This window comes from Agrobacterium sp. ST15.13.015 (genome assembly GCF_027871645.1).
GTDB lineage: Bacteria > Pseudomonadota > Alphaproteobacteria > Rhizobiales > Rhizobiaceae > Agrobacterium > Agrobacterium leguminum.
Window position 1 is genome coordinate 92,391 of the sequence record NZ_JAQAHF010000001.1, and the last position, 18,983, is coordinate 111,373.

General features: G+C 59.2%; 22 protein-coding genes. 10 read left to right on the forward strand and 12 right to left on the reverse strand.

From position 1 onward, the window contains the following. Window positions 1-34: 34 nt before the first annotated feature. The 5 genes from PIB16_RS00410 to fabA all read right to left on the reverse strand — a co-directional run bounded on the left by PIB16_RS00410 (window position 35) and on the right by fabA (window position 4,036). Window positions 35-628: a TadE/TadG family type IV pilus assembly protein gene (locus tag PIB16_RS00410; protein WP_020812531.1), complete on the reverse strand. Its 594-nt coding sequence runs from the start codon at window positions 626-628 to the stop codon at window positions 35-37. Then, entirely contained in the window at window positions 625-1,221 is a 597-nt protein-coding gene (locus tag PIB16_RS00415) for a TadE/TadG family type IV pilus assembly protein (protein WP_003524373.1), read from the reverse strand. Before PIB16_RS00415 ends, PIB16_RS00410 begins: the two co-directional genes overlap by 4 nt. Window positions 1,222-1,408: 187 nt before the next feature. Next, window positions 1,409-2,215: an enoyl-ACP reductase FabI gene (gene fabI, locus PIB16_RS00420; RefSeq protein ID WP_065654751.1), complete on the reverse strand. Its 807-nt coding sequence runs from the start codon at window positions 2,213-2,215 to the stop codon at window positions 1,409-1,411. A gap of 6 nt (window positions 2,216-2,221) precedes the next feature. After that, window positions 2,222-3,445, reverse strand: a complete 1,224-nt coding sequence (gene fabB, locus PIB16_RS00425; protein WP_065654750.1) for a beta-ketoacyl-ACP synthase I — start codon at window positions 3,443-3,445, stop codon at window positions 2,222-2,224. A gap of 75 nt (window positions 3,446-3,520) precedes the next feature. Further along, window positions 3,521-4,036 (reverse strand): 3-hydroxyacyl-[acyl-carrier-protein] dehydratase FabA, encoded by a 516-nt coding sequence (gene fabA / locus PIB16_RS00430; protein WP_003507274.1) that lies wholly within the window; start codon window positions 4,034-4,036, stop codon window positions 3,521-3,523. A gap of 317 nt (window positions 4,037-4,353) precedes the next feature. Here fabA and irrA point away from each other — a divergent pair, with 317 nt between their 5' ends. Further along, complete coding sequence (irrA, locus tag PIB16_RS00435; protein WP_003507276.1) at window positions 4,354-4,773, forward strand: iron response transcriptional regulator IrrA; 420 nt, start codon at window positions 4,354-4,356, stop codon at window positions 4,771-4,773. A gap of 75 nt (window positions 4,774-4,848) precedes the next feature. On the opposite strand, the gene PIB16_RS00440 is transcribed toward irrA, so the two are convergent. Further along, window positions 4,849-5,487, reverse strand: coding sequence for a trimeric intracellular cation channel family protein (locus PIB16_RS00440; protein ID WP_003524379.1), 639 nt, complete (start codon window positions 5,485-5,487; stop codon window positions 4,849-4,851). A gap of 78 nt (window positions 5,488-5,565) precedes the next feature. Here PIB16_RS00440 and PIB16_RS00445 point away from each other — a divergent pair, with 78 nt between their 5' ends. Next, window positions 5,566-6,084, forward strand: coding sequence for a hypothetical protein (locus tag PIB16_RS00445; protein ID WP_003524381.1), 519 nt, complete (start codon window positions 5,566-5,568; stop codon window positions 6,082-6,084). A gap of 12 nt (window positions 6,085-6,096) precedes the next feature. Here PIB16_RS00445 and PIB16_RS00450 read toward each other — a convergent pair whose 3' ends face one another. Continuing rightward, complete coding sequence (locus PIB16_RS00450) at window positions 6,097-6,807, reverse strand: YoaK family protein (RefSeq protein WP_078051438.1); 711 nt, start codon at window positions 6,805-6,807, stop codon at window positions 6,097-6,099. A gap of 206 nt (window positions 6,808-7,013) precedes the next feature. Here PIB16_RS00450 and PIB16_RS00455 point away from each other — a divergent pair, with 206 nt between their 5' ends. From PIB16_RS00455 to PIB16_RS00490, 8 genes are all read left to right on the forward strand, one after another. Then, window positions 7,014-7,955, forward strand: a complete 942-nt coding sequence (locus tag PIB16_RS00455) for an ABC transporter substrate-binding protein (protein WP_065654746.1) — start codon at window positions 7,014-7,016, stop codon at window positions 7,953-7,955. Window positions 7,956-8,093: 138 nt separating this feature from the next. Further along, window positions 8,094-8,867, forward strand: a complete 774-nt coding sequence (locus tag PIB16_RS00460) for an ABC transporter permease (RefSeq protein WP_271044779.1) — start codon at window positions 8,094-8,096, stop codon at window positions 8,865-8,867. Then, window positions 8,867-9,652 (forward strand): ABC transporter ATP-binding protein, encoded by a 786-nt coding sequence (locus PIB16_RS00465; protein WP_020809178.1) that lies wholly within the window; start codon window positions 8,867-8,869, stop codon window positions 9,650-9,652. Before PIB16_RS00460 ends, PIB16_RS00465 begins: the two co-directional genes overlap by 1 nt. A 34-nt stretch (window positions 9,653-9,686) precedes the next feature. Then, on the forward strand, window positions 9,687-10,424 hold the full coding sequence (gene hutC / locus PIB16_RS00470) for a histidine utilization repressor (RefSeq protein WP_125145108.1): 738 nt from the start codon (window positions 9,687-9,689) through the stop codon (window positions 10,422-10,424). A gap of 193 nt (window positions 10,425-10,617) precedes the next feature. Beyond that, window positions 10,618-11,820: a tonB-system energizer ExbB gene (gene exbB, locus PIB16_RS00475; protein WP_174038699.1), complete on the forward strand. Its 1,203-nt coding sequence runs from the start codon at window positions 10,618-10,620 to the stop codon at window positions 11,818-11,820. A gap of 6 nt (window positions 11,821-11,826) precedes the next feature. Further along, window positions 11,827-12,303: a TonB system transport protein ExbD gene (gene exbD, locus PIB16_RS00480; protein WP_065654742.1), complete on the forward strand. Its 477-nt coding sequence runs from the start codon at window positions 11,827-11,829 to the stop codon at window positions 12,301-12,303. Next, complete coding sequence (locus tag PIB16_RS00485; protein ID WP_078051435.1) at window positions 12,300-13,226, forward strand: energy transducer TonB family protein; 927 nt, start codon at window positions 12,300-12,302, stop codon at window positions 13,224-13,226. The genes exbD and PIB16_RS00485 overlap by 4 nt, the downstream gene beginning before the upstream one ends. Window positions 13,227-13,376: 150 nt before the next feature. Continuing rightward, window positions 13,377-14,366 carry an Ldh family oxidoreductase gene (locus PIB16_RS00490; protein WP_271044780.1) on the forward strand — a complete coding sequence of 330 codons (990 nt, stop codon included), beginning with the start codon at window positions 13,377-13,379 and terminating at the stop codon, window positions 14,364-14,366. 220 nt (window positions 14,367-14,586) lie between these two features. Here the strand turns inward: PIB16_RS00490 and PIB16_RS00495 are convergent, their stop codons facing one another. The 5 genes from PIB16_RS00495 to PIB16_RS00515 all read right to left on the reverse strand — a co-directional run bounded on the left by PIB16_RS00495 (window position 14,587) and on the right by PIB16_RS00515 (window position 18,852). Then, a complete protein-coding gene (locus PIB16_RS00495; RefSeq protein ID WP_078051433.1) occupies window positions 14,587-14,832 on the reverse strand; it encodes a LuxR C-terminal-related transcriptional regulator in 246 nt (81 codons plus the stop codon). A 464-nt stretch (window positions 14,833-15,296) separates the two neighbouring features. Next, entirely contained in the window at window positions 15,297-16,337 is a 1,041-nt protein-coding gene (locus PIB16_RS00500; RefSeq protein WP_065654738.1) for an AraC family transcriptional regulator, read from the reverse strand. A gap of 87 nt (window positions 16,338-16,424) precedes the next feature. Further along, the gene (phnN, locus tag PIB16_RS00505; protein ID WP_161987727.1) at window positions 16,425-17,024 is read right to left on the reverse strand and encodes a phosphonate metabolism protein/1,5-bisphosphokinase (PRPP-forming) PhnN; all 600 of its coding nucleotides are present in this window, start codon (window positions 17,022-17,024) and stop codon (window positions 16,425-16,427) included. Further along, window positions 17,021-18,157, reverse strand: a complete 1,137-nt coding sequence (locus tag PIB16_RS00510; protein WP_078051431.1) for an alpha-D-ribose 1-methylphosphonate 5-triphosphate diphosphatase — start codon at window positions 18,155-18,157, stop codon at window positions 17,021-17,023. Before PIB16_RS00510 ends, phnN begins: the two co-directional genes overlap by 4 nt. Further along, complete coding sequence (locus PIB16_RS00515) at window positions 18,154-18,852, reverse strand: DUF1045 domain-containing protein (RefSeq protein ID WP_271044781.1); 699 nt, start codon at window positions 18,850-18,852, stop codon at window positions 18,154-18,156. Before PIB16_RS00515 ends, PIB16_RS00510 begins: the two co-directional genes overlap by 4 nt. Between the last annotated feature and the right edge of the window lie 131 nt (window positions 18,853-18,983).

An 18,983-nucleotide genomic window follows, 5' to 3' on the forward strand; every position in this document is an offset into this window, starting at 1 on the left:
TGCCATGACGAGACCGTTCTGGCGCACCGATTGCTCAGCAATTGGTGCAGACGGTCTCGGCGTCGCGTTGCTTGAAGAAATACTCCCGGCCGATGGTGATCGACTTCACCCCGGACGAGGCAAGATCGGGCATGAACATCAGCAATTCATGCGGGATGGAAAGTTCGACGTGGATGAGAAAGCTGTTTTCCACGAGCAGGCGCGTCGGAACGGCAACCGGTGACCCCACCGCGTAGGGTCTCAGATTTTTCTCATCCCAGGACCAGGTGATTTTCGCCTGTTTTTGCGCATCGATCTTGATGCCGCTGATCTTCAGCTGCAGACCCTTGGTGCTGTAGGGCGCAAACACGGCGGCTGCGACATCCTGCATGCCCGCGAGATAGGTTTTATCGACGGACCCTGTTTTCGATATCAGATCGTTGATGGAGGCTGCGGCGCTGCTTGCCCGCTTGTAGGTGTTGTATCCGATCGTCAATTCGAAAGAGGTCAGATAAAGCGCAAGCAATATCGGAAAGAGGATCGCGAACTCCACCGCACCCACGCCACGGCGATCTTTGGCAAAGCGTGAAACGAGCGCCATCAGGCGTCGTTTGCCGTTTGCCGCAACGGACACCAGCCCTGCCATCATGAGCCCCCGCCTGTGATGTATTTCTCGTTCATGAACGCATTTGTCGCGACGATGAGGAAATGTGAGGGCATCGATCCGTCGGCCGGACGTATTTTCGTCAAGTATGGCCGGATGATATCGGCAACCACACGCCAGCGATAATAGACACGCAACATGTTGATGGTTTCCGGCCCGCCCGGCTTGAAGCCGAATTGGGCGGTGTCGAGATCGTAATATTCGCCATAGGCCTTCAGCGGTATCGTGGTCGGAATATCCTTGAAGGCAGTAAACGAGCGAAGATCGATATAGAGCTTCTGTTCTTTTTGAATTTCATCCGCTGAGCAGGTGATCATCACCGAGACTTCGTTGCAGAAGCTCTTGCGGAAATCCTCTTTCGAAATCGAGCTGCTGATCTGCCCGGTGCGCAGACGCCGCGCCATGTTTTCGGTGGCGTTGGCGACGACCTGTTCCGCCATCAGGGCGATGAAGGTCTCGATGATCGCAAAGACGACGAGGAAATAGGGGATCGCGAGTATCGCGAATTCTATAGCCGCTGTCCCGTCGCGCGAGACTCCGAATTTTTCCAGCAATGGCTTCAGTCTGGCCAGTCGCATGAGGCGATATCGATCTCTAAGAATATGCGGCAAGCGCAACCGTTGAATTTGTTGCGGACCATAACCACCCGATGTTTAAATTCAGTTACTCCAATGAATTATACTTTAGTGATTTCCGAAATTGATACGGCCCAAAATATAAAAGCCCGGCACATGGCCGGGCTTTTGTTGACGCTGAAACGGGCGCTTATTCCGCATCCGCTTTGGAGAGAACCTCCAGCGTGGGTGTGGAAGTGATGTTATAACCACAGTCCACATAATGGCATTCGCCGGTTACGCCGCGCGACAGATTGGACAGCAGGTAAAGCGCCGATCCGCCGATATCGTCGATATCCGCGGTCCGCCGAAGCGGTGCGTTTTTCTGGTTCCATGCGTAGATCGCCCGCGCATCCGAGATGCCGGCGCCCGCCAGCGTGCGGACCGGACCGGCCGAGATGGCGTTGACGCGAATATCGCGCGGGCCGTAATCGGCGGCGAGATAACGCACGGACGCTTCAAGAGCCGCCTTGGCGACGCCCATGACGTTGTAGTTCGGGATGACGCGCTGCGATCCATTATAGGTCAGCGTCAGCATGGAGCCGCCATTTGTCATCAACTCGGCGGCGCGCTTGGCGATTTCCGTGAAGGAGAAACAGGAAATGACCATGGTGCGGCTGAAATTCTCGCGCGTCGTATCCGCGTAGAGGCCCTTCAGCTCGTTCTTGTCGGAAAAGCCGATGGCGTGCACGACGAAATCCAGAGAGCCCCATTTTTCGCGGATCGTCGCGAACAGGGCGTCGACCGAGGCGATATCCTCGACATCGCACGGTACGATGAAATCGGATCCGAGCTCGGCGGCGAGCGGTTTCACACGCTTGCCGAGCGCTTCACCCTGATAGGTGAAGGCCAGTTCTGCGCCCTGTGCCGCAAGCGCCTTGGAGATACCCCAGGCGATGGAATGATTGTTTGCGACGCCCATGATGAGGCCGCGTTTACCCTGCATGATGCCGTTCATGGGCAATTATCCGTTATGACGCTGGAAGACGAGCGTGGCGTTGGTGCCGCCGAAGCCGAAGGAGTTGGAAAGGATGGTGTCGATCTTGGCGTTGTCGATGCGGCTGCGAACGATCGGAACGCCCGCAAATTCGGGATCGAGCTCGGAAATATGCGCGCTTTCGCCGATGAAGCGTTCCTGCATCATCAACAGGCCGTAGATCGATTCCTGCACGCCGGCCGCACCCAGCGAATGGCCGGTGAGCGACTTGGTCGACTGGATATGCGGAATCTTGTCGCCGAAGACTTCCCGGATCGCGCCGATTTCCTTGCTGTCGCCAACCGGCGTCGATGTGCCGTGGGTATTGATGTAGTCAATGTCACCCTTCACGGTGGAAAGCGCCTGCCGCATGCAGCGGATCGCGCCTTCGCCTGAAGGCGCCACCATGTCGTAACCGTCGGAGGTCGCGCCGTAACCGACGATCTCGGCGTAAATCTTCGCACCGCGCGCCTTGGCATGTTCCAGCTCTTCGAGAACCAGCACGCCCGCACCGCCGGCAATCACGAAACCGTCGCGGTTGACGTCATAGGCGCGCGAGGCGGCGCTCGGTGTCTCGTTATATTTGGACGACATGGCGCCCATGGCGTCGAAGAGGTTGGACATGGACCAGTCGAGATCCTCATGGCCGCCCGCAAACATCACGTCCTGCTTGCCCCACTGGATCATTTCGGCAGCGTTGCCGATGCAATGCGCCGAGGTGGAGCAGGCCGACGAGATGGAGTAGTTGACGCCATGGATCTTGAACCAGGTAGCAAGCGTCGCAGAGGCGGTGGATGACATGGCCTTCGGCACGGCAAAGGGGCCGATGCGCTTAGGGCTGTTGTTCTTCAGCGTAATATCGGCCGCCTCGACGATGGTGCGGGTGGAAGGTCCGCCCGAACCCATGATGATGCCAGTGCGCTCATTGCCGCTGATGTCGCTCTCTTCGAGACCGGAATCGGCGATTGCCTGCTTCATGGCGACATGGTTCCACGCGCCGCCCTGCGACAGGAAGCGCATGGCGCGGCGGTCGACCAGATCGGTCGGGTCGAGAGACGGCTTGCCCCAGACCTGGCATTTGAAACCGTGTTCGGCAAAATCCGGCGAAAATGAAATGCCGGATTTGGCATTGCGCAGCGATGCGGTGACTTCAGCGGCATCACCGCCGATGGAAGAAACAATACCGAGGCCGGTGACAACAACTCGTCTCATGAAAGGGACCTTTTCTTAAGATTTCGGCTGGACGACCGAAGCCGCCCGGCGTTTGTCAGGACTATTCCGTCTGCCTCAGGCAGCCTTTTCCTTCGACAGGCCTACGCGCAGATCCGTCGCCTGATAAATGGTTTCGCCGTCCGCCTTGAGCCAGCCGTCGGCGGTTCCGAGCACCAGACGGCCGCGCATCACGCGCTTGAAATCAATACCATATTGAAGGAGCTTCGTGTGAGGGCGAACCATGCCCTTGAACTTCACTTCGCCGGTGGAAAGCGCCATGCCGCGACCTTCTTCGCCCAGCCAGCCGAGGAAGAAACCGGTCAGCTGCCACATGCCGTCAAGGCCGAGGCACCCCGGCATGATCGGGTTGCCCTGGAAGTGGCAGGGGAAATACCAGTCGTCCGGGCTGACATCGTATTCGGCGCGGATGAAACCCTTGTCGAAGGCGCCGCCGGTTTCGGAAATTTCGGTAATGCGATGGACCATGAGCATGGGGGGCAATGGGAGCTGTGCATTTCCCGGGCCGAACAATTCGCCGCGACCGCAGGACAGGATCTCCTCGTAATTGTAACTTGATTGCCTCGTTGCCATACCGCTTTCACTTCCCCAGTTACTGGTGTTGATCGACTTCACTAGAGCAAGTTAGGTTCAAAATGAAGCGCTGCAAGGGCGAAGGCCGCTCCGCCCCCATTCTTTGTCTTCGAACCTTCTTCGCAGAAGTCATTACCTCAATATGCCGTCCGCATACAGGAACCGTACGGCTGGAACCAGAGGAAAATTGCAGGAATGGCCGGTTTGCCGCCATTTGCCGCGCCTAAGCCACGCCGAAACTATTGAAAGCACTCACCGCAAAAGATATATGCTAATGCAATTGGTAAGTTTCATACCTCTGTTTGGAATGGGATTGCATGGCATTTGACGCCACATTGGATATCGGAACGAGGTTGCGGCGCTCGGGGCTGCGCCCCACGCGACAGCGTGTGGCTTTGGGCGATCTGCTTTTCGCAAAGGGCGATCGCCATCTGACGGTCGAGGAACTGCACGATGAGGCGGTCACCGCCGGCGTGCCCGTTTCTCTCGCCACCGTCTACAATACGCTGCACCAGTTCACCGAAGCCGGCCTCATCCGTGTTCTCGCCGTGGAAGGCGCCCGCACCTATTTCGACACCAACGTCTCGGATCACCACCACTTCTTCGTGGAGGGTGAGAACGAGGTTCTGGATATTCCCGTCAATAACCTCCAGATCGACAATTTGCCGGAAGCGCCCGAGGGCATGGAAATCGCCCATGTGGACGTGGTCATCCGCCTTCGCCGCAAGCGCGGATAAGGCTTCAGTCCGATCGCGGATGTGAAAATGGCGCCCACGGGCGCCATCTCTGTTTTCGGCGGTCATTTCTATTTATCACTTCATCACATCTTCCGGCCGCCTGCCGGGCTTTGCCTTGTAGGGCGGAAAAGTCCAGCCGAAGATCAGCGCACCGGACCGGACTGCGAAGGCCGTCAGGACGCCTGCGGCTGATGCGGCATAAAGCGGTGCGCCGAGGAAATAGACGACAATGAATGTGGAGGAGCCCAGGAGCGCGCAGGTGATGTAGATTTCCGGCCGCAGCAGCACGGAAGGTTCGCCGGCGAGAATATCGCGCAACACACCACCGAACGTCGCCGTCAGAACGCCGGTGACGATGGCGACGGTTGCGGAGCCGCTGGCGGCAAGCCCCTTGGCTGCTCCCATGACGCAATAAGCGGAAAGGCCGAGTGCATCGAGCCAGATCAGCACGCGGTAACGGGATTCGAACAGATGCGCGGTGAAGAACAGCAGCACCGCGACCGAGACGCAGACGAGGATATAGGTCGGGTTCACCACCCAGAATACCGGCGTCCTGCCAAGCACCAGATCGCGCACCGTGCCGCCGCCGATGCCGGTTGCGGCGGCGAAAAACAGGAAGCCGATCAGGTCGAGCTGCTTGCGCGAGGCGGCGAGCGCGCCCGTTGCGGCAAAGATGGCGACCCCGGCATAGTCGAGAAAACCCAGAAGCGTCATGAAAAGGTTCCCCCCGGAAACACGGGCTGCGAACACGTCAGTGTCGCGCAAGCACTAAACTCTAGGCTGGCCGCCCGGATGATCGCAACATCCATAACCGAAACGGATGCAAAGGAAAATGCCGTGCGAATCGCTCTCGTTGCCGCTCTTCAGGCGCTGGTTCTCTTGATGTTTCCGGTGGCGCTCTCGGCGCAGCAGCAGCTGGTGAACGACCCCGAGATCTACGAGAAGGACCATTTCCGCAACGAGTGCAAGGTGGCGGCCTTCGGCGACGATTTCGTCACGCGGCTGGATATCAACAATGACGGGCTGATGGACGCCGTCGTCAATCACGGTGTTCTCGATTGTGACGGCGAAAAGGGCCGCAGCTGCGACGACGAGGGATGCCCTTATAATTTCTATGTCCAGGTGAAAGAGGGCGGTTATCTGATGATCGCGACGGCCCGGATTTACGACTATGATTTCATCAAGCGCTTCGGCAACATGGTTTTCGTGCTGAAGATGCATCCGCGTTATTGCGAGCGTACCGACAAGGAACCCTGCCTGATGACGGTGCGGGTGCGGGGCACGAAATTCGTCACCATCTCGCGAAAGTGACGGCGATGATTTTCAGGGCGTAATCCGCCGGATTTTGACCCTTTGATTGTAGCGCTGGCGAAGCGAGCGCGGAATGATGAAAGTGGCGATGGCGACGACGAAAACCGTGGCCGCGACCACCCAAAGGGCGTTCGATTGCAGGGTGGCGGCAAGAATAGCGCCGCAGATCGCGCCGCATATCATTCCAAGCCATGGCACGATCTGAATGCCCCAGTCGAGGCTCCGTTCGCCGAGAAGAAAACGACCGATGCCGCGGCCGAAACGGGAAAGCGCGCCGGTCACATAGGTAAGCCCGATTGGCAGTCCCTCAATATGCTCAACGGCGGCGTTGACCATGCCCATGGCGAAAACGACGAGATAAAATTGCGCAAGAGCGGAAGTCTCGCCGCCGAGCAGCGCGGCAATTGTTACCAGCAATCCCACCGCCATCAGAACGGCGAAGATGCGCCGGTCGAACTTATGCGCGACCACGATGCCGCCGGCATTGCCCGCCACGAAGGCAATGATTGCGAAAAGCAGTTTCGCGGCGTGGGAATAGAGGCCAGCCTCTATCGAGACTGCGGCGCGCGTGGTGTTGCCGGTCATGAAGGACACGAAGTCGCCTGAAATATGCAGGCCCACCGCATCCGTCATGCCCGCGATGAAGGAAATGGCGGCAACCAGCGCAATTCCGGTTCCGGTTCGCCTTGCCCTGATGATACTGCGACGTCTTTGTCTGGTCATGGAAAGCTCGATATGGAAAAACGGCGGGCCTCCGCGCGGGGCCGTGTTATCCTATGTCTAGAATGCCGGATGGTGTATTTGCAATCTTTCCGGAGGCCTTCGGAAGCTTCTATTTTGTCTAGACAAATATAAAATCCCTGCCTACCATGCCTCAAATAAAGCGATAAACAGCATCGCACAAAAATAAATCAAAAGGGGTTCAGATCATGAAGAAAACATGGGTACTCGCCACAGTCGCCGCGCTCTTTTCATCCGCTTCCGCCTATGCCGAGACGTCGGTGACGATTGGCATGTCCGGCTGGACCGGTTTTGCACCGTTGACGCTCGCCAAACAGGCCGGCATTTTCGAAAAGAACGGTCTGAAAGTCGATATCAAGAAAATCCCGCAGGCGAGCCGCCATCTGGCCCTTGCTTCCGGTGACATCCAGTGCGCCGCCACCACGGTGGAAACATGGATCGCGTGGAATGCCAATGGCGTGAAATCCACCCAGATTTTCCAGATGGACAAGTCGCATGGCGCGGATGGCATTGCGGTGCGCAGTGATGTTGCCAAGGTCGCGGACCTGAAAGGCAAGACGGTTGCCGCCTCCGCGCCGGGCACCTCCCCTTATTTCTTCCTTGCCTGGATACTCAAGGAAAACGGCCTTACCCTGAAGGATGTCAAGGTCGTCAACCTCGAGCCGGGACCGGCCGCGCAGGCATTCGTTGCCGGTCAAAATGATGCGGCCATGACCTATGAGCCCTATCTGTCCACTGTCCGCGCCGCCCCCGACAAGGGCAAAATCCTCGCCACGACGCTGGATTATCCCGCTGTCATGGATACGTTCGGTTGCACCCCGGATTTCCTGAAGGCCAATCCGCAGGCGGCGAAAGCACTGGCGGACAGCTATTTCCAGGCCCTCGAGCTCATCAAGGCCGATCCCGAAAAGTCCTATGCGACGATGGGCGCGGATGTGAAGCAGACCGGCGAGGCCTTTGCCGCTTCGGCAAAGTTCCTCGAATGGCAGGACAAGGCCGCCAACCAGAAGTTTTTCGAGGGTGAATTCAAGACATTCTCGGAAAAATCGGCGGACCTGCTGCTGGAAATCGGCGTGATAAAGTCGAAACCCGATCTTTCGACCCTCGCGGATACGTCCTTCATCAAGTAACAGAAAAGGCGGCCGCGTTCCCTGCAGGGAATATTGCAGCCAAAGACAGGTGAGTGCGTCGATTGTGCGTCGCGAAACGCGCACGGCGCTCCGATGGCGCGGCGAAGGTGCCGCGCCGGTTTTCCGGACAGGCGACAGATGCAACCTCTTCAACCCATAAGGAACAGCACGAGAATTGCTCTCGGCATCCTGTTCTTCGTGCTGTTTTTTTCCGCCTGGGGCTTTGCCACGCTGGGCGGTTTCGTATCGCCGACCTTTCTGGCCGACCCCGTCACCATGCTGAAGGACGGCATCTATCTGCTGACCGATCAGGGTTTTGCCAGCGATATCGGCATGACGATCTGGCGCGTGGTCGGCGGTTTCGTGCTGGCATCGCTCGTTGCCGTGCCGGTCGGCATCGCCATGGGGGCCTATAAGCCCGTCGAGGCGCTGCTGGAGCCCTTCGTCTCCTTCGCGCGCTATCTGCCGGCTTCCGCCTTCGTGCCGCTCCTCATTCTCTGGGCCGGGATCGGCGAGATGCAGAAGCTGCTGGTGATCTTCATCGGCGCGGTGTTCCAGATCATCCTGATGGTGGCCGTGGCTGTCGCCGGCACAAGACGGGATCTGGTGGAGGCGGCCTATACGCTTGGTGCGAAGGACCGGGGCGTTGTTCGCCGTGTTCTCATTCCCGCCAATGCGCCCCATATTGCGGAAATCCTCCGTCTCGTTCTCGGCTGGGCCTGGACCTATGTCATTGTCGCGGAACTGATCGGCGCCTCCTCGGGCATCGGTTATATGATTATCAACAGCCAGGCGCTGATGGCGACCGGGCAGATCATCTTCGGCATCATCGTCATCGGCATTATCGGTCTTATTTCGGACTTTGCGTTCAAATCGCTGAACCGGAAGCTTTTCGCTTGGAGGCTTGCCTGATGAGCGAACTCGTTATCAAGGGCGTCAGCCGCACTTTTCCGGGTGTGCAGGGCGGGCAGCCGACGCTGGCCCTCCAGCCCACCGATCTGGAAATTCCCCGCAATGATTTCGTCACCATCCTCGGCCCGTCGGGATGCGGAAAATCGACCTTGCTGCGCATCATCGCCGGTCTCGACCGCCCGACGACGGGCGAAGTGCTGCTGTCCGGTAGGGCGGTGACGGGGCCGGGGGCGGATCGCGGCATGGTGTTCCAGTCCTATACGCTGTTTCCCTGGCTGACGATCCGCGAAAATGTCGCCTTCGGCCTGCGCGAACGCGGCGTTGCCGAGAAGGAAAAATGGGAGATTGTCGATAGCTATATCGACAAGGTCGGCCTGCGCGGCTTCGAGAACCATTGGCCGAAACAGCTCTCCGGCGGCATGCAGCAGAGAACGGCCATTGCCCGCGCCCTCGCGAACGGCCCGAAAATCCTGCTGCTCGACGAGCCTTTCGGCGCTCTCGACAACCAGACGCGCGGGCTGATGCAGGAATTGCTGCTCGGTATCTGGGAGCGGGAGCAGAAGACGGTCATTTTCGTCACACACGATATCGAGGAGGCGGTCTTCATGGCGTCGCGTGTGGTGACCATGTCCGCAAGGCCGGGTCGCATCAAGTCGATCACGCCGGTCGACCTGCCGCATCCGCGTCACTACACCGTCAAGGCCAGCCCGGAATTTTCTGAGCTGCGCGCCAAGCTTACGGAGGAAATCCGCAGCGAGGCGATTGCCGCCGCTGCCCATGGATAGTTGATCCGGCAAAGGGGAGGATAAAAGCATCGGGATGAGGAGCACAGGCGCCGATCTTCAGGAAAAATCGCTGCACGAGCGCATCCGCAATGATGTCGAGCGCCACATCATGTCGGGCGAATGGCCGCCGGGTTATCGTATTCCCTTCGAGCACGAGATGACCCGGCAATATGCCTGTTCGCGCATGACGGTGAACAAGGCTCTCAGCGAACTGGTGCAGCGCGGACTCATCGAAAGACGCCGCCGTCTCGGTACCTTCGTTCGCCAGCCCCATGCGCAATCCGCCGTTCTGGAAATCCACGATATCGAGCGGGAGGTGCAGGCGCTGGGTCTGGTCTACGGTTACCGTCTCGACAAACGACGGCTGCGCCCTGCGGGTGAAGAAGACGGCGCGGCCATGGCGCTTGCCGCCGACGCCCCGGTCCTGGAACTCAACTGCACGCACTTTGCCGGCGGCGTTCCCTTTTGCCTTGAAGAGCGCATTGTCAATGTCACCGCCGTTCCGGAGGCGGAAGCCGCGGATTTTTCACAGATCGGGCCGGGGACATGGCTGCTGAAAATGGTGCCCTGGAGTGCGGCCGAACATCGTATCAGCGCCGTTTCCGCCGACCGTAAAAATGCAGCCGCGCTCGGTATTGCTTCCGGTGCTGCCTGTCTGGTCATTGATCGCCGGACCTGGCACGGGGCCGATTATATCACCCGCGTCCGTGTCACCTATCCCGGTGACCGGCACGCCCTTATTGCGCAGTTTTCGCCCTCGCAAAACGGCTGAAGGCCGTCGATCGGTCAATTTTTTGTAAAGAAGAGTTTACGGGTGGTCTTTTGACAATATAATAGTTGTCAAAAGAACTCAGGTTTATTATCGGAACGTCAAGCTTTCACGACGGTATCCGTTCATGACCCCGGTTTTCAGGAACCGGTCAATCTGCGGATGAGTTCATCGACGGAAATCCGGGATAAAAATTATGTCAGCTGAGACCTCAACTTCTTCCGCATCCTTCAACAAGGCAAACACGACAAGGCATCTCTCCCTTGCCATGACTGTCACCTTGCTGGCCGGCCTGAGTGCTGGCTTGAGTGCCGGCGCGGTTTTCGCTCAGACGGCACCGGAAACCCAGATACAGCCGGCACCGCAAACGGAAGCGATTCAGCCAGCACAGCCGGCGGCTCCTGCAACGCCGGGCGCTCCGGCCGCCGCGCCCGTCCAGCCTTCCGCGACTGCACCGGAACAGCCGGCCGCCACCGCACCCTCGCAGCCTCAGTCAACTCAGCCCGCACCGGCCCAGCCTGCACCGGCTCAGCCCGCGACGAATACCGCACCGGCACCGCAGCCGACGCAGACCGAGCAGCCCGCACAGACGGGCCAGACGACCGCGCCGAATGAAGCCGCGACCCCGATAGAGCCTGTCAGCACCGAGCCCGCGAGCGCCGAACATCGTGCGGATATCCCGCACAACCTTTCTCCCTGGGGCATGTTCATGGCGGCCGACTGGGTCGTGAAGGGTGTCATGATCGGTCTTGCCTTCGCATCTCTGGTCACGTGGACTGTCTGGGTCGCGAAGTCTATCGAGCTTGCAGGTGCGCGGGTGCGCGCCGGCGCGACGCTCAAGGTCATTCGCAGGGCAAAAACCCTGACGGAGGCCACCGAGGCCGTCGAAAAGAAGGGCGGGCCGGCAGCACTGATGCTGCGCATGGCGACCCATGAAATGCAGCTTTCCGATGCGGTGGTCGAACATACGGATGGCGGCGGTATCAAGGAGCGTGTCTCGTCGGCGCTTTCGCGTATCGAAACCCATGCGGGTCGCCGCATGTCGCGCGGAACGGGTGTTCTGGCGACGATCGGTTCCACTGCTCCCTTCGTCGGCCTGTTCGGCACCGTCTGGGGCATCATGAACTCCTTCATCAGCATTTCGGAATCGCAGACGACCAATCTTGCCGTCGTCGCGCCGGGCATTGCCGAAGCGCTGCTCGCCACCGCCATCGGCCTTGTCGCCGCCATTCCGGCCGTGGTGATCTACAACGTCTTCGCCCGCTCCATCACCGGATACCGCCATCTGCTAGCGGATGCCGCAGCCGGCGTGGAACGCCTCGTCAGCCGCGATCTCGATTTCCGCCGTATTCCCCCGGGCAGCACCAGCAAGCCCGCGGTATCGCTGGTAGGACGGTGATCGGCCATGGCTGGCGGTATTCGCGAAAATAGCGGAGACGATCTCTCCGAAAACCACGAGATCAATGTCACGCCCTTCATCGACGTGATGCTGGTTCTGCTCATCATCTTCATGGTGGCGGCACCGCTCGCCACCGTCGATGTGAATGTCGATCTGCCCGCATCCACCGCAAAGCCGGCGGAACGCCCGGAGGAGCCGCTTTATCTGACGGTCAAGGACGACCTCTCGCTCAATCTCGGCAATGATGCGGTTGCCCGCGAAGCACTGGCCGCCGCCATCGACCGGCAGACGGGCGGCAAGAAGGATACGCGCATCTTCCTGCGGGCCGACAAGGCGGTCGATTACGGCCACTTCATGGAAATCATGAACCTGCTGAGAGATGCCGGTTATCTGAAGATCGCCCTCGTAGGACTGGAAAACGCGGCTGCCGCATCGCAGCCGGCCGCCGTTGGCCAACCCGCAGCGCCGGGAACCACGCCATGACTGAAAACGGCTACCCGCAGGCCCGGCATTCCCGTCTCGGGGAAGTAACGCTGTGGTCCGTCGCGGCGCTGCTCATGCTGGGCGTTCACGCTGGTTTTGCCTATTATCTGATGCAGGAGCCCGAGGAGCAGGAAGCCGGCGGGCCGCCGCCTGCTGCGATCATGATCGAAATGGCGGCGATACCGGAGGCCGTAAAGACCGAAGAAACGACGCCCGCGCAGGATGTTGAGGACGCCGAAGAGGTGAAGAGCGACAGCAGCGAACCGGTGGAGGAAGCCGCCCCGGAAGAGCCGCCGCCACCGGAGCCGGTTGCGGAAACGCCGCCGCCGCCAGAGCCGGTGCAGCCGCCTGAACCGCCGGTCGAGGAGATCGTCGAACCGCAGGAAATTCCCGAACCCGTGGAGCCGGTCGATCCCGTTCAGGAACAGATGATGGCGGAACTCGAAAATGTCGAGGTTCCTCTGCCTGTCATGCGTCCTCCGCCGCCGCCCGTCGAAAAGAAGGTGGAAAAGAAAGAGCCGCAAGAGAAAAAGAAGGTTGAGCGCCAGCGTCCCAAACCGCAGCAGGCATCGGAACTGCGCGAAACGGCGAAGGCTGAAGCCCAGCAGTCCGACCGGACGGCGGCATCGCGCAGCAATGCCGGCTCCTTCTCGTCCTCGTCCATGTCAAATGCCGATTGGGGTGCGAAAGTGCGCTCGGCGATGCAGCGGCGACTGGTGCGTTCGGCTGGAAAATCGGGGATGACCATTACGGTTTCATTCAAGATAGACAGCGGTGGTTCCGTCGGCGGTGCGAGGATTATTTCATCCACCGGTGACTCGGCGATGGATCAGAAGCTTCTGGCCGTCATACAAAGAGCGTCCGTCTCGCCGCCGCCGCCAGGCGCAAATACGAGTTTTACCCTGCCGATTCTTTTCAAGTAGGGTGAAAAAGCCCAACCGCATAAGGGCATCCCAACTCTGGAGAGGAAGGGATGCCCGATTTATTTTCCATGTTGATTTGCGGCGACCGCATACCGCAAAGTAGGACCAATCCGTCCCATCGCATGCAAGACAACAGGAATCACGAAAATCATGAAATTCTCAATCGCAGAGGCGGAGGATCTCGTATCCTCTATCTTTGAGCGCAACGGCGTTCTGCCGCAAAACGCCCGTTCGGTGGCAAAGGCGCTCGTCGCCTCCGAAGCGGCCGGCCAGGGTGGTCACGGTTTTCGCCGCATCCCCGTTTATGTCCGGCAGGCGCGGGTTGGAAAGGTCGATGGCAAGGCGCGTCCGGTGGCGACCCGCGTGAAGCCGGGCGTGCTCTCGGTCGACGCCAATCACGGCTATGCCTATCCGGCGATCGATTGCGCCCTTGAGGAATTGCCGGACATGGTCCGGCAGCAGGGCATTGCGCTTGCGGCGATCCACCGCTCCCATCATGCGGGTGTCATGGCGCTGACCGTAGAGCGCCTCGCCGAAATGGGTTTTGTCGCACTCATGTTCGCCAACGCTCCGGCATCCATGGCACCTTGGGGCGGCAGCAAACCGCTTTATGGAACCAATCCAATTGCCTTCGCCACCCCCGTCGGCGGCGCCGATCCGCTGGTCATCGATCTCGCGCTCTCCAAGGTCGCGCGTGGAAAGATCATGGCGGCCCGCCAGAAGGGTGAAACCATCCCCGGCGACTGGGCGCTCGACCGAAACGGCCGGCCGACGACCGATCCCGAAGAGGCCATAGAGGGAACCATGGTGCCCGCAGGCGAGGCCAAGGGCGCTGCGCTGGCATTGATGGTGGAGATCATGGCCGCTGCGATTACCGGCGGAAACTTCGCATTCGAGGCATCTTCCCTTCTCGATGACAAGGGAGCACCACCCTCTCTTGGCCACACGATCATCGCCATAGACCCGGTATCGTCAGGCGGTACGGCCTTTACCGAGCGGCTGGGGCTCATAGCCGGCGAGATAGAAAAGCAGGAAAATGTGCGTCTGCCCGGCCGCCGCAGCCAGGGGATTCGCAAGCAGGCGCTGGAAAGCGGCATCGTGATCGAAAGCGATATTCTGACCGAAATTAAATCGCTCTGATGCGACAATAAAAACCCGGCGGGTCGACTATGACCCGCCGGGCAAACCGTAAATGGCATGCTTTGCATTTGCGTCGATAGGGCCGGACATCATGTCCAGCCCGCTTTGGTCCGCCATCCCGCCATTGATATGGAAGGATTTTGACGCAGAAAGCCGCTCATTCGGTTTTCAGCTTACGGGAGGGGACGTTTCGCGTAAGCTTGGATGATCAGGTTGGCGATTATGCGTCCTGCACGATCAGGCCGCGCAGCAGGGCGATGCTGACGGCATTCAGCAGATTGGTGGCGCCCAATCTGTGGCGCACTCTTTCAAGAGTATCCTTCACGTCCGCTTCGTCCGCGCCGGTTATCAGGGCGACGTGGGACGGATGCTTGCCCCGCGCGACCAGCCCCAGATAATGCCGCTCACGCTCCGAAAGGATGATTTCATGCGTCTGGCGATGTTCATGCGGCGTGTTTGAAGACATTTTCTTTCAGCCTTAAAAGAGATTGGCCTTCCCGGGGCACGATCAGTCAATGATTCATTCCCCGAAACCAGCTCGTTTACCGCTCTGTCTATACGCGAACAGAAACGCTAATTTCGCCAATAGGTTTCATCGGGCATTGGTAATTATGCAATAAGGGCCGCTTTCGCAGCCAGCCGATCCTGACGCGGACGCTCTATTCTGTGCACTGAAGGGAACTGCAACACCGATATCGCCAGAGACCACAATGGGTCTGGCGTGAAATGCAGCTTCAAAGCTCTGGAATGTTTTCGTCACACCCCGAAGGATATGCGGCGCTCTAATAGGCGATGTGCCTCACCGAGAGAATAACATCTCGCGCCAAGTTTTTCGTTTTATTGTTATGTTTCGGCACACAACGCGATGAGCGCCGACATATTTCTCAAATTTAATACATCATTTCGAAATATTGATGCCGTCAACATGTATCATCCGGCGGAATGATGCGCGTGTTTCTTGCGAATGTCGGTCGGTGTTGCCCCGAACCAGCGCGAAACGGAACGCGAAAACGCACCGGGTGTCGAATAGCCAAGCCTGTAACTGATGTCGGATACCGGAAGATCGCTTTCCACGAGGAGTTTGAAACCGGCATTTTTGCGAATGGCATCCTTTATCTCGTTGAGATTGGTGCCGAGCTCTGCGAGCCGCCGTTGAAAACTCCGTTCCGACAGGTTGAAATAGGGAGCGATCTCGCCGAGCGAAAGCTCGGCATCCGAGAGCCGCATCTGCATATACCGCTTCACCTGGTCAATGAAATGGGTCGCGTCCGCCGATGTTTCCGGTCGCAACATGCGGCATTGCAGGTTCATCAGCTCGAACAGCCGCTCATCCGCATTCGGATTGACCACATCGAGAAGCGGTACCGGCAGACGCATGGTATGGATCGGCTGGGAAAAACTGACGCGCCTGGTCATTCTTTCTTTAAATAGCTGAATATTATTCGGTTTCGGCCGCTCTAGACCGATCTCGATCTGGTTGATACGATCTCCGAGAATATCGCGGAGACGCTGTACCAGGACGGCGAGCGACAAATCCACATATTGATCGCGCTTGGCAATAACCGGCGCGAAGGACCATGACAGGGTTACCTGCGTGGCATCCGTTACCATGGTGAAATTGCTGTTATTGGTCGCGTAATAAACATGGTCCTGAAGAAAACGCAGGAACGCCCTAACCGTCGGTGCACTGATCAGCCCATATCCGAACGCGCCGGATGCACCCGCTGGAAAGGTGGAAGCACATTGCAGACCGAAAGCGTCGTCGCCGGAAATCAGTGCACAGGTTTCGAGCAGCCGGGAAAATCTATCGAGGCTTATGCGTTCCGTCAGGCTGCTGAATATGGCTGGATCAATGTCCAGAGCCTTGCAGATCGGTGCGATATCGATGCCCCGTGACCGGGCATAATTGCTGACGCCGGCAGCCAGGCCGGCCACCACACTTATCTCGTCGCTGACCCTTTTCTCGGGCATCCCTCGCCTTGGCGTACCATGTTTGGAAATTGTCGCCTGATGGTAAGCCTTGAGAGAGCGTTTGTCGAGCAGCCCGGCTTCGGGATATTAAGTGCGACCGATGTCTGCGCTTTGCTCCAGCACCTGCATGATGGCTTGGCCGGCATCTTCGATAGCGCCGCTATTATCGACGGTCGTGACGTCGAAGTCTCCAGCGACTGTCAACGAACTGCGTTCCAGCCGCCGGAGAATATCGTCCCGGCTTTCCCGACCGCGCTGCTCCAGGCGCATTGCCAAAACCTCCGGCCGAGCGACGATGTTCACGACCTTGAGACGGGAAAAGGCGGTGCCGAAATGCGGCAGGGCGGAACGCGAACCGTTGGCGATGACCACGTCTCCCGCATTGAGGTGACGATAGACCGCGGCCGGGATGCCATATTTCAGCCCATGCGCCTGCCAGGACACCGCGAAGGCGCCCTCATCTTCCAGCCGGTTGAACTCGTGCATCGAAACGGCATCGTGGTTTTCACCCCCCGCATCGCCGCTGCGGGTAATGACGCGGCGGGTGAAGTGAAAGCCCGGCCGTCCGCACAATCGCGCTGCGGCATAGTCCATCAGCGTGTCCTTGCCGGCCCCGCTCGGGCCGACAATCACGATCATCGTGCCGGGCGATGCCGCGCGCCGGCTATCCTGCCCATCGTCGGTCATGCCACGCGCTTGCCCTGACGCCAGACGGAACGGGCGACCGGCACACCATCCTCGCGGTGAACCCGGACCAGATCGGCCCGCAATCCCGTGGCGATACGACCGCGATCGAGAAGGCCGACGGTGCGCGCCGGTGTGGCGGTGACCATGCGCAGCGCCTCCGGCAGGCTGATGGCTTCTACCTGATCGGCGAGCAGGAATGGCGCGAAGAGCAGGCTGAAGGGCACATAGTCGGAAGAAAGAACATCCAGCACGCCGATCTCAGCAAGATCGCGGGCGGCGATGTTGCCGGAGTGGGACTTGCCGCGAACGATGTTCGGCGCACCCATCAGCACGCTCATGCCGGCGCTGTGCGAGGCTTTTGCGGCTTCGACGCTGGTGGGGAATTCCGCCAGTTTCACGCCGTGGCCGATAGCCTCGCCGACATGCGCTTCGGTGGCGTCGTCATGGCTTGCGACGGTGATGCCGCGCTCGGCGCAGCGGGCGGCCAGATAATCGCGGTGCTTGGCGGAATATTCCGCCGAAGCCGCCTGCCGGCGCCGCACGAACTCGGCGAAAGCCTCGTCGCTCAGCCCACGCTTCTTCTGGTAGTAGAAGATATATTGATCCATCGACTGGAACTGGCGCTGCCCCGGGGAGTGGTCCATAAGCGAAATCAGCCGCACGCGCGGATCGGTTTCGAAGTCTTCGAAATGGTCCAGTACATCCGAGGAGGCGACTTCACAGCGCAGATGGAGCAGGTGATCCGAACGAAGGCGGTTCTGATCCGCCGCGGCCTCGATGGCGTCAGCCATTTCGCGCATTTCACCCTTCTTGAAGCCGCCGTCTTCATCCGAGCCGAGCCGGAGGCAGTCGAATACGGTGGTGATGCCGGAGGCGGCCACCTGGGCGTCATGGGCCTGAATGGCGGCGATCTTGTCCCAGATCACGCCGGGGCGCGGCGAATAATGCTGCTCAAGATGGTCGGTATGCAGTTCCACCAGACCCGGGATCAAATAATCGCCTTCCAGGTCTTCGCCGGTTTTGGAAGCACCTTCGCTGATATCGGCGATCTTGCCGTCACGGATCAGGACAGAGCCCAGAATAATATCGTCTTCCAGAACGATACGGGCATTGGAAAGGGCGTGCTCGGTCATGGGTTCGCATCTTTCTTTGGTGGCTGGCCAAGGGGGTGCCAGCTATGAACGGTAAAGGGCGCCCCGCGCGTTTCTTCAATGAACAAGGCGAGGCCGGAAATGCTGAGAGGTCGATCGGTGAATTCGGAAAACCGCGCCGAAAGCACCTTGTGCATGGCGGGCTGCTCGCTCTCGTCGATGCGGCCGGTCAGTGTCATATGAAAACGGAAATCATCCATGACATGCGGATAACCCCAGAGCGACAGATTCTGCCGCTGGCTCTCCGTCAGCATCTGTGGCCGCCGACGGGCAATATCGGTCTCCGACAGAGGCGCGCGAAACCGGTCGAAATGATCGACGATCTCGGCGGCAAAATCCTGCAGCGGCTGATAGATGCGGTCCGGGACGAGTGCAAAAAAGGGCCCGAGCGCACCGACGATGACACGTGGAATTTCGAAGGTGGACTGGCTGGCCGCGAAATCTTCGAAGGCCGTGAGCAGCTCCGCTTCGCTGTATTTTTCGGCAAGCTCGAAAGGAGCCTTCAGGGTCGCGTGGAAACCGTAACGGCGCGGCTCCTCCGTGATCTCGGCATAGTCGTCGTGGTCGTCATGCAGCGTGCCGGAAAATGCGTTGCGGCCCAGCCAGCGTGACGCTGCCTCGGTCAGCGGGTGATCTTTAGCCGGAGAAAAATAGATGGCATAGCGCACGGCAAGCACTCTTCAGTGTCATGGGAGACCAGGGATGAGAAGCTATTTGGCGTGACTCGCCAGCTTCCCGCAAGGTCAGGAGTGCGAGGTAATTGGTTTCCGTGACAGAATGATGATGCCGAAGGAAAAAAGCGCATTGG

What these genes read in the sequence shown, in the direction of transcription:
- PIB16_RS00445 (WP_003524381.1), top strand. Translation starts at nt 5,566, where the DNA reads ATGATCGCAACATCCATAACCGAAACGGATGCAAAGGAAAATGCCGTG.
- fabB (WP_065654750.1), bottom strand. Translation starts at nt 3,445, where the DNA reads ATGAGACGAGTTGTTGTCACCGGCCTCGGTATTGTTTCTTCCATCGGC.
- fabA (WP_003507274.1), bottom strand. Translation starts at nt 4,036, where the DNA reads ATGGCAACGAGGCAATCAAGTTACAATTACGAGGAGATCCTGTCCTGC.
- exbB (WP_174038699.1), top strand. Translation starts at nt 10,618, where the DNA reads ATGTCAGCTGAGACCTCAACTTCTTCCGCATCCTTCAACAAGGCAAAC.
- hutC (WP_125145108.1), top strand. Translation starts at nt 9,687, where the DNA reads ATGAGGAGCACAGGCGCCGATCTTCAGGAAAAATCGCTGCACGAGCGC.
- irrA (WP_003507276.1), top strand. Translation starts at nt 4,354, where the DNA reads ATGGCATTTGACGCCACATTGGATATCGGAACGAGGTTGCGGCGCTCG.
- PIB16_RS00455 (WP_065654746.1), top strand. Translation starts at nt 7,014, where the DNA reads ATGAAGAAAACATGGGTACTCGCCACAGTCGCCGCGCTCTTTTCATCC.
- PIB16_RS00450 (WP_078051438.1), bottom strand. Translation starts at nt 6,807, where the DNA reads ATGACCAGACAAAGACGTCGCAGTATCATCAGGGCAAGGCGAACCGGA.
- PIB16_RS00460 (WP_271044779.1), top strand. Translation starts at nt 8,094, where the DNA reads ATGCAACCTCTTCAACCCATAAGGAACAGCACGAGAATTGCTCTCGGC.
- fabI (WP_065654751.1), bottom strand. Translation starts at nt 2,215, where the DNA reads ATGAACGGCATCATGCAGGGTAAACGCGGCCTCATCATGGGCGTCGCA.
- PIB16_RS00410 (WP_020812531.1), bottom strand. Translation starts at nt 628, where the DNA reads ATGATGGCAGGGCTGGTGTCCGTTGCGGCAAACGGCAAACGACGCCTG.
- PIB16_RS00415 (WP_003524373.1), bottom strand. Translation starts at nt 1,221, where the DNA reads ATGCGACTGGCCAGACTGAAGCCATTGCTGGAAAAATTCGGAGTCTCG.
- PIB16_RS00465 (WP_020809178.1), top strand. Translation starts at nt 8,867, where the DNA reads ATGAGCGAACTCGTTATCAAGGGCGTCAGCCGCACTTTTCCGGGTGTG.
- PIB16_RS00500 (WP_065654738.1), bottom strand. Translation starts at nt 16,337, where the DNA reads ATGCCCGAGAAAAGGGTCAGCGACGAGATAAGTGTGGTGGCCGGCCTG.
- PIB16_RS00440 (WP_003524379.1), bottom strand. Translation starts at nt 5,487, where the DNA reads ATGACGCTTCTGGGTTTTCTCGACTATGCCGGGGTCGCCATCTTTGCC.
- PIB16_RS00485 (WP_078051435.1), top strand. Translation starts at nt 12,300, where the DNA reads ATGACTGAAAACGGCTACCCGCAGGCCCGGCATTCCCGTCTCGGGGAA.
- PIB16_RS00510 (WP_078051431.1), bottom strand. Translation starts at nt 18,157, where the DNA reads ATGACCGAGCACGCCCTTTCCAATGCCCGTATCGTTCTGGAAGACGAT.
- PIB16_RS00495 (WP_078051433.1), bottom strand. Translation starts at nt 14,832, where the DNA reads ATGTCTTCAAACACGCCGCATGAACATCGCCAGACGCATGAAATCATC.
- phnN (WP_161987727.1), bottom strand. Translation starts at nt 17,024, where the DNA reads ATGACCGACGATGGGCAGGATAGCCGGCGCGCGGCATCGCCCGGCACG.
- PIB16_RS00490 (WP_271044780.1), top strand. Translation starts at nt 13,377, where the DNA reads ATGAAATTCTCAATCGCAGAGGCGGAGGATCTCGTATCCTCTATCTTT.
- exbD (WP_065654742.1), top strand. Translation starts at nt 11,827, where the DNA reads ATGGCTGGCGGTATTCGCGAAAATAGCGGAGACGATCTCTCCGAAAAC.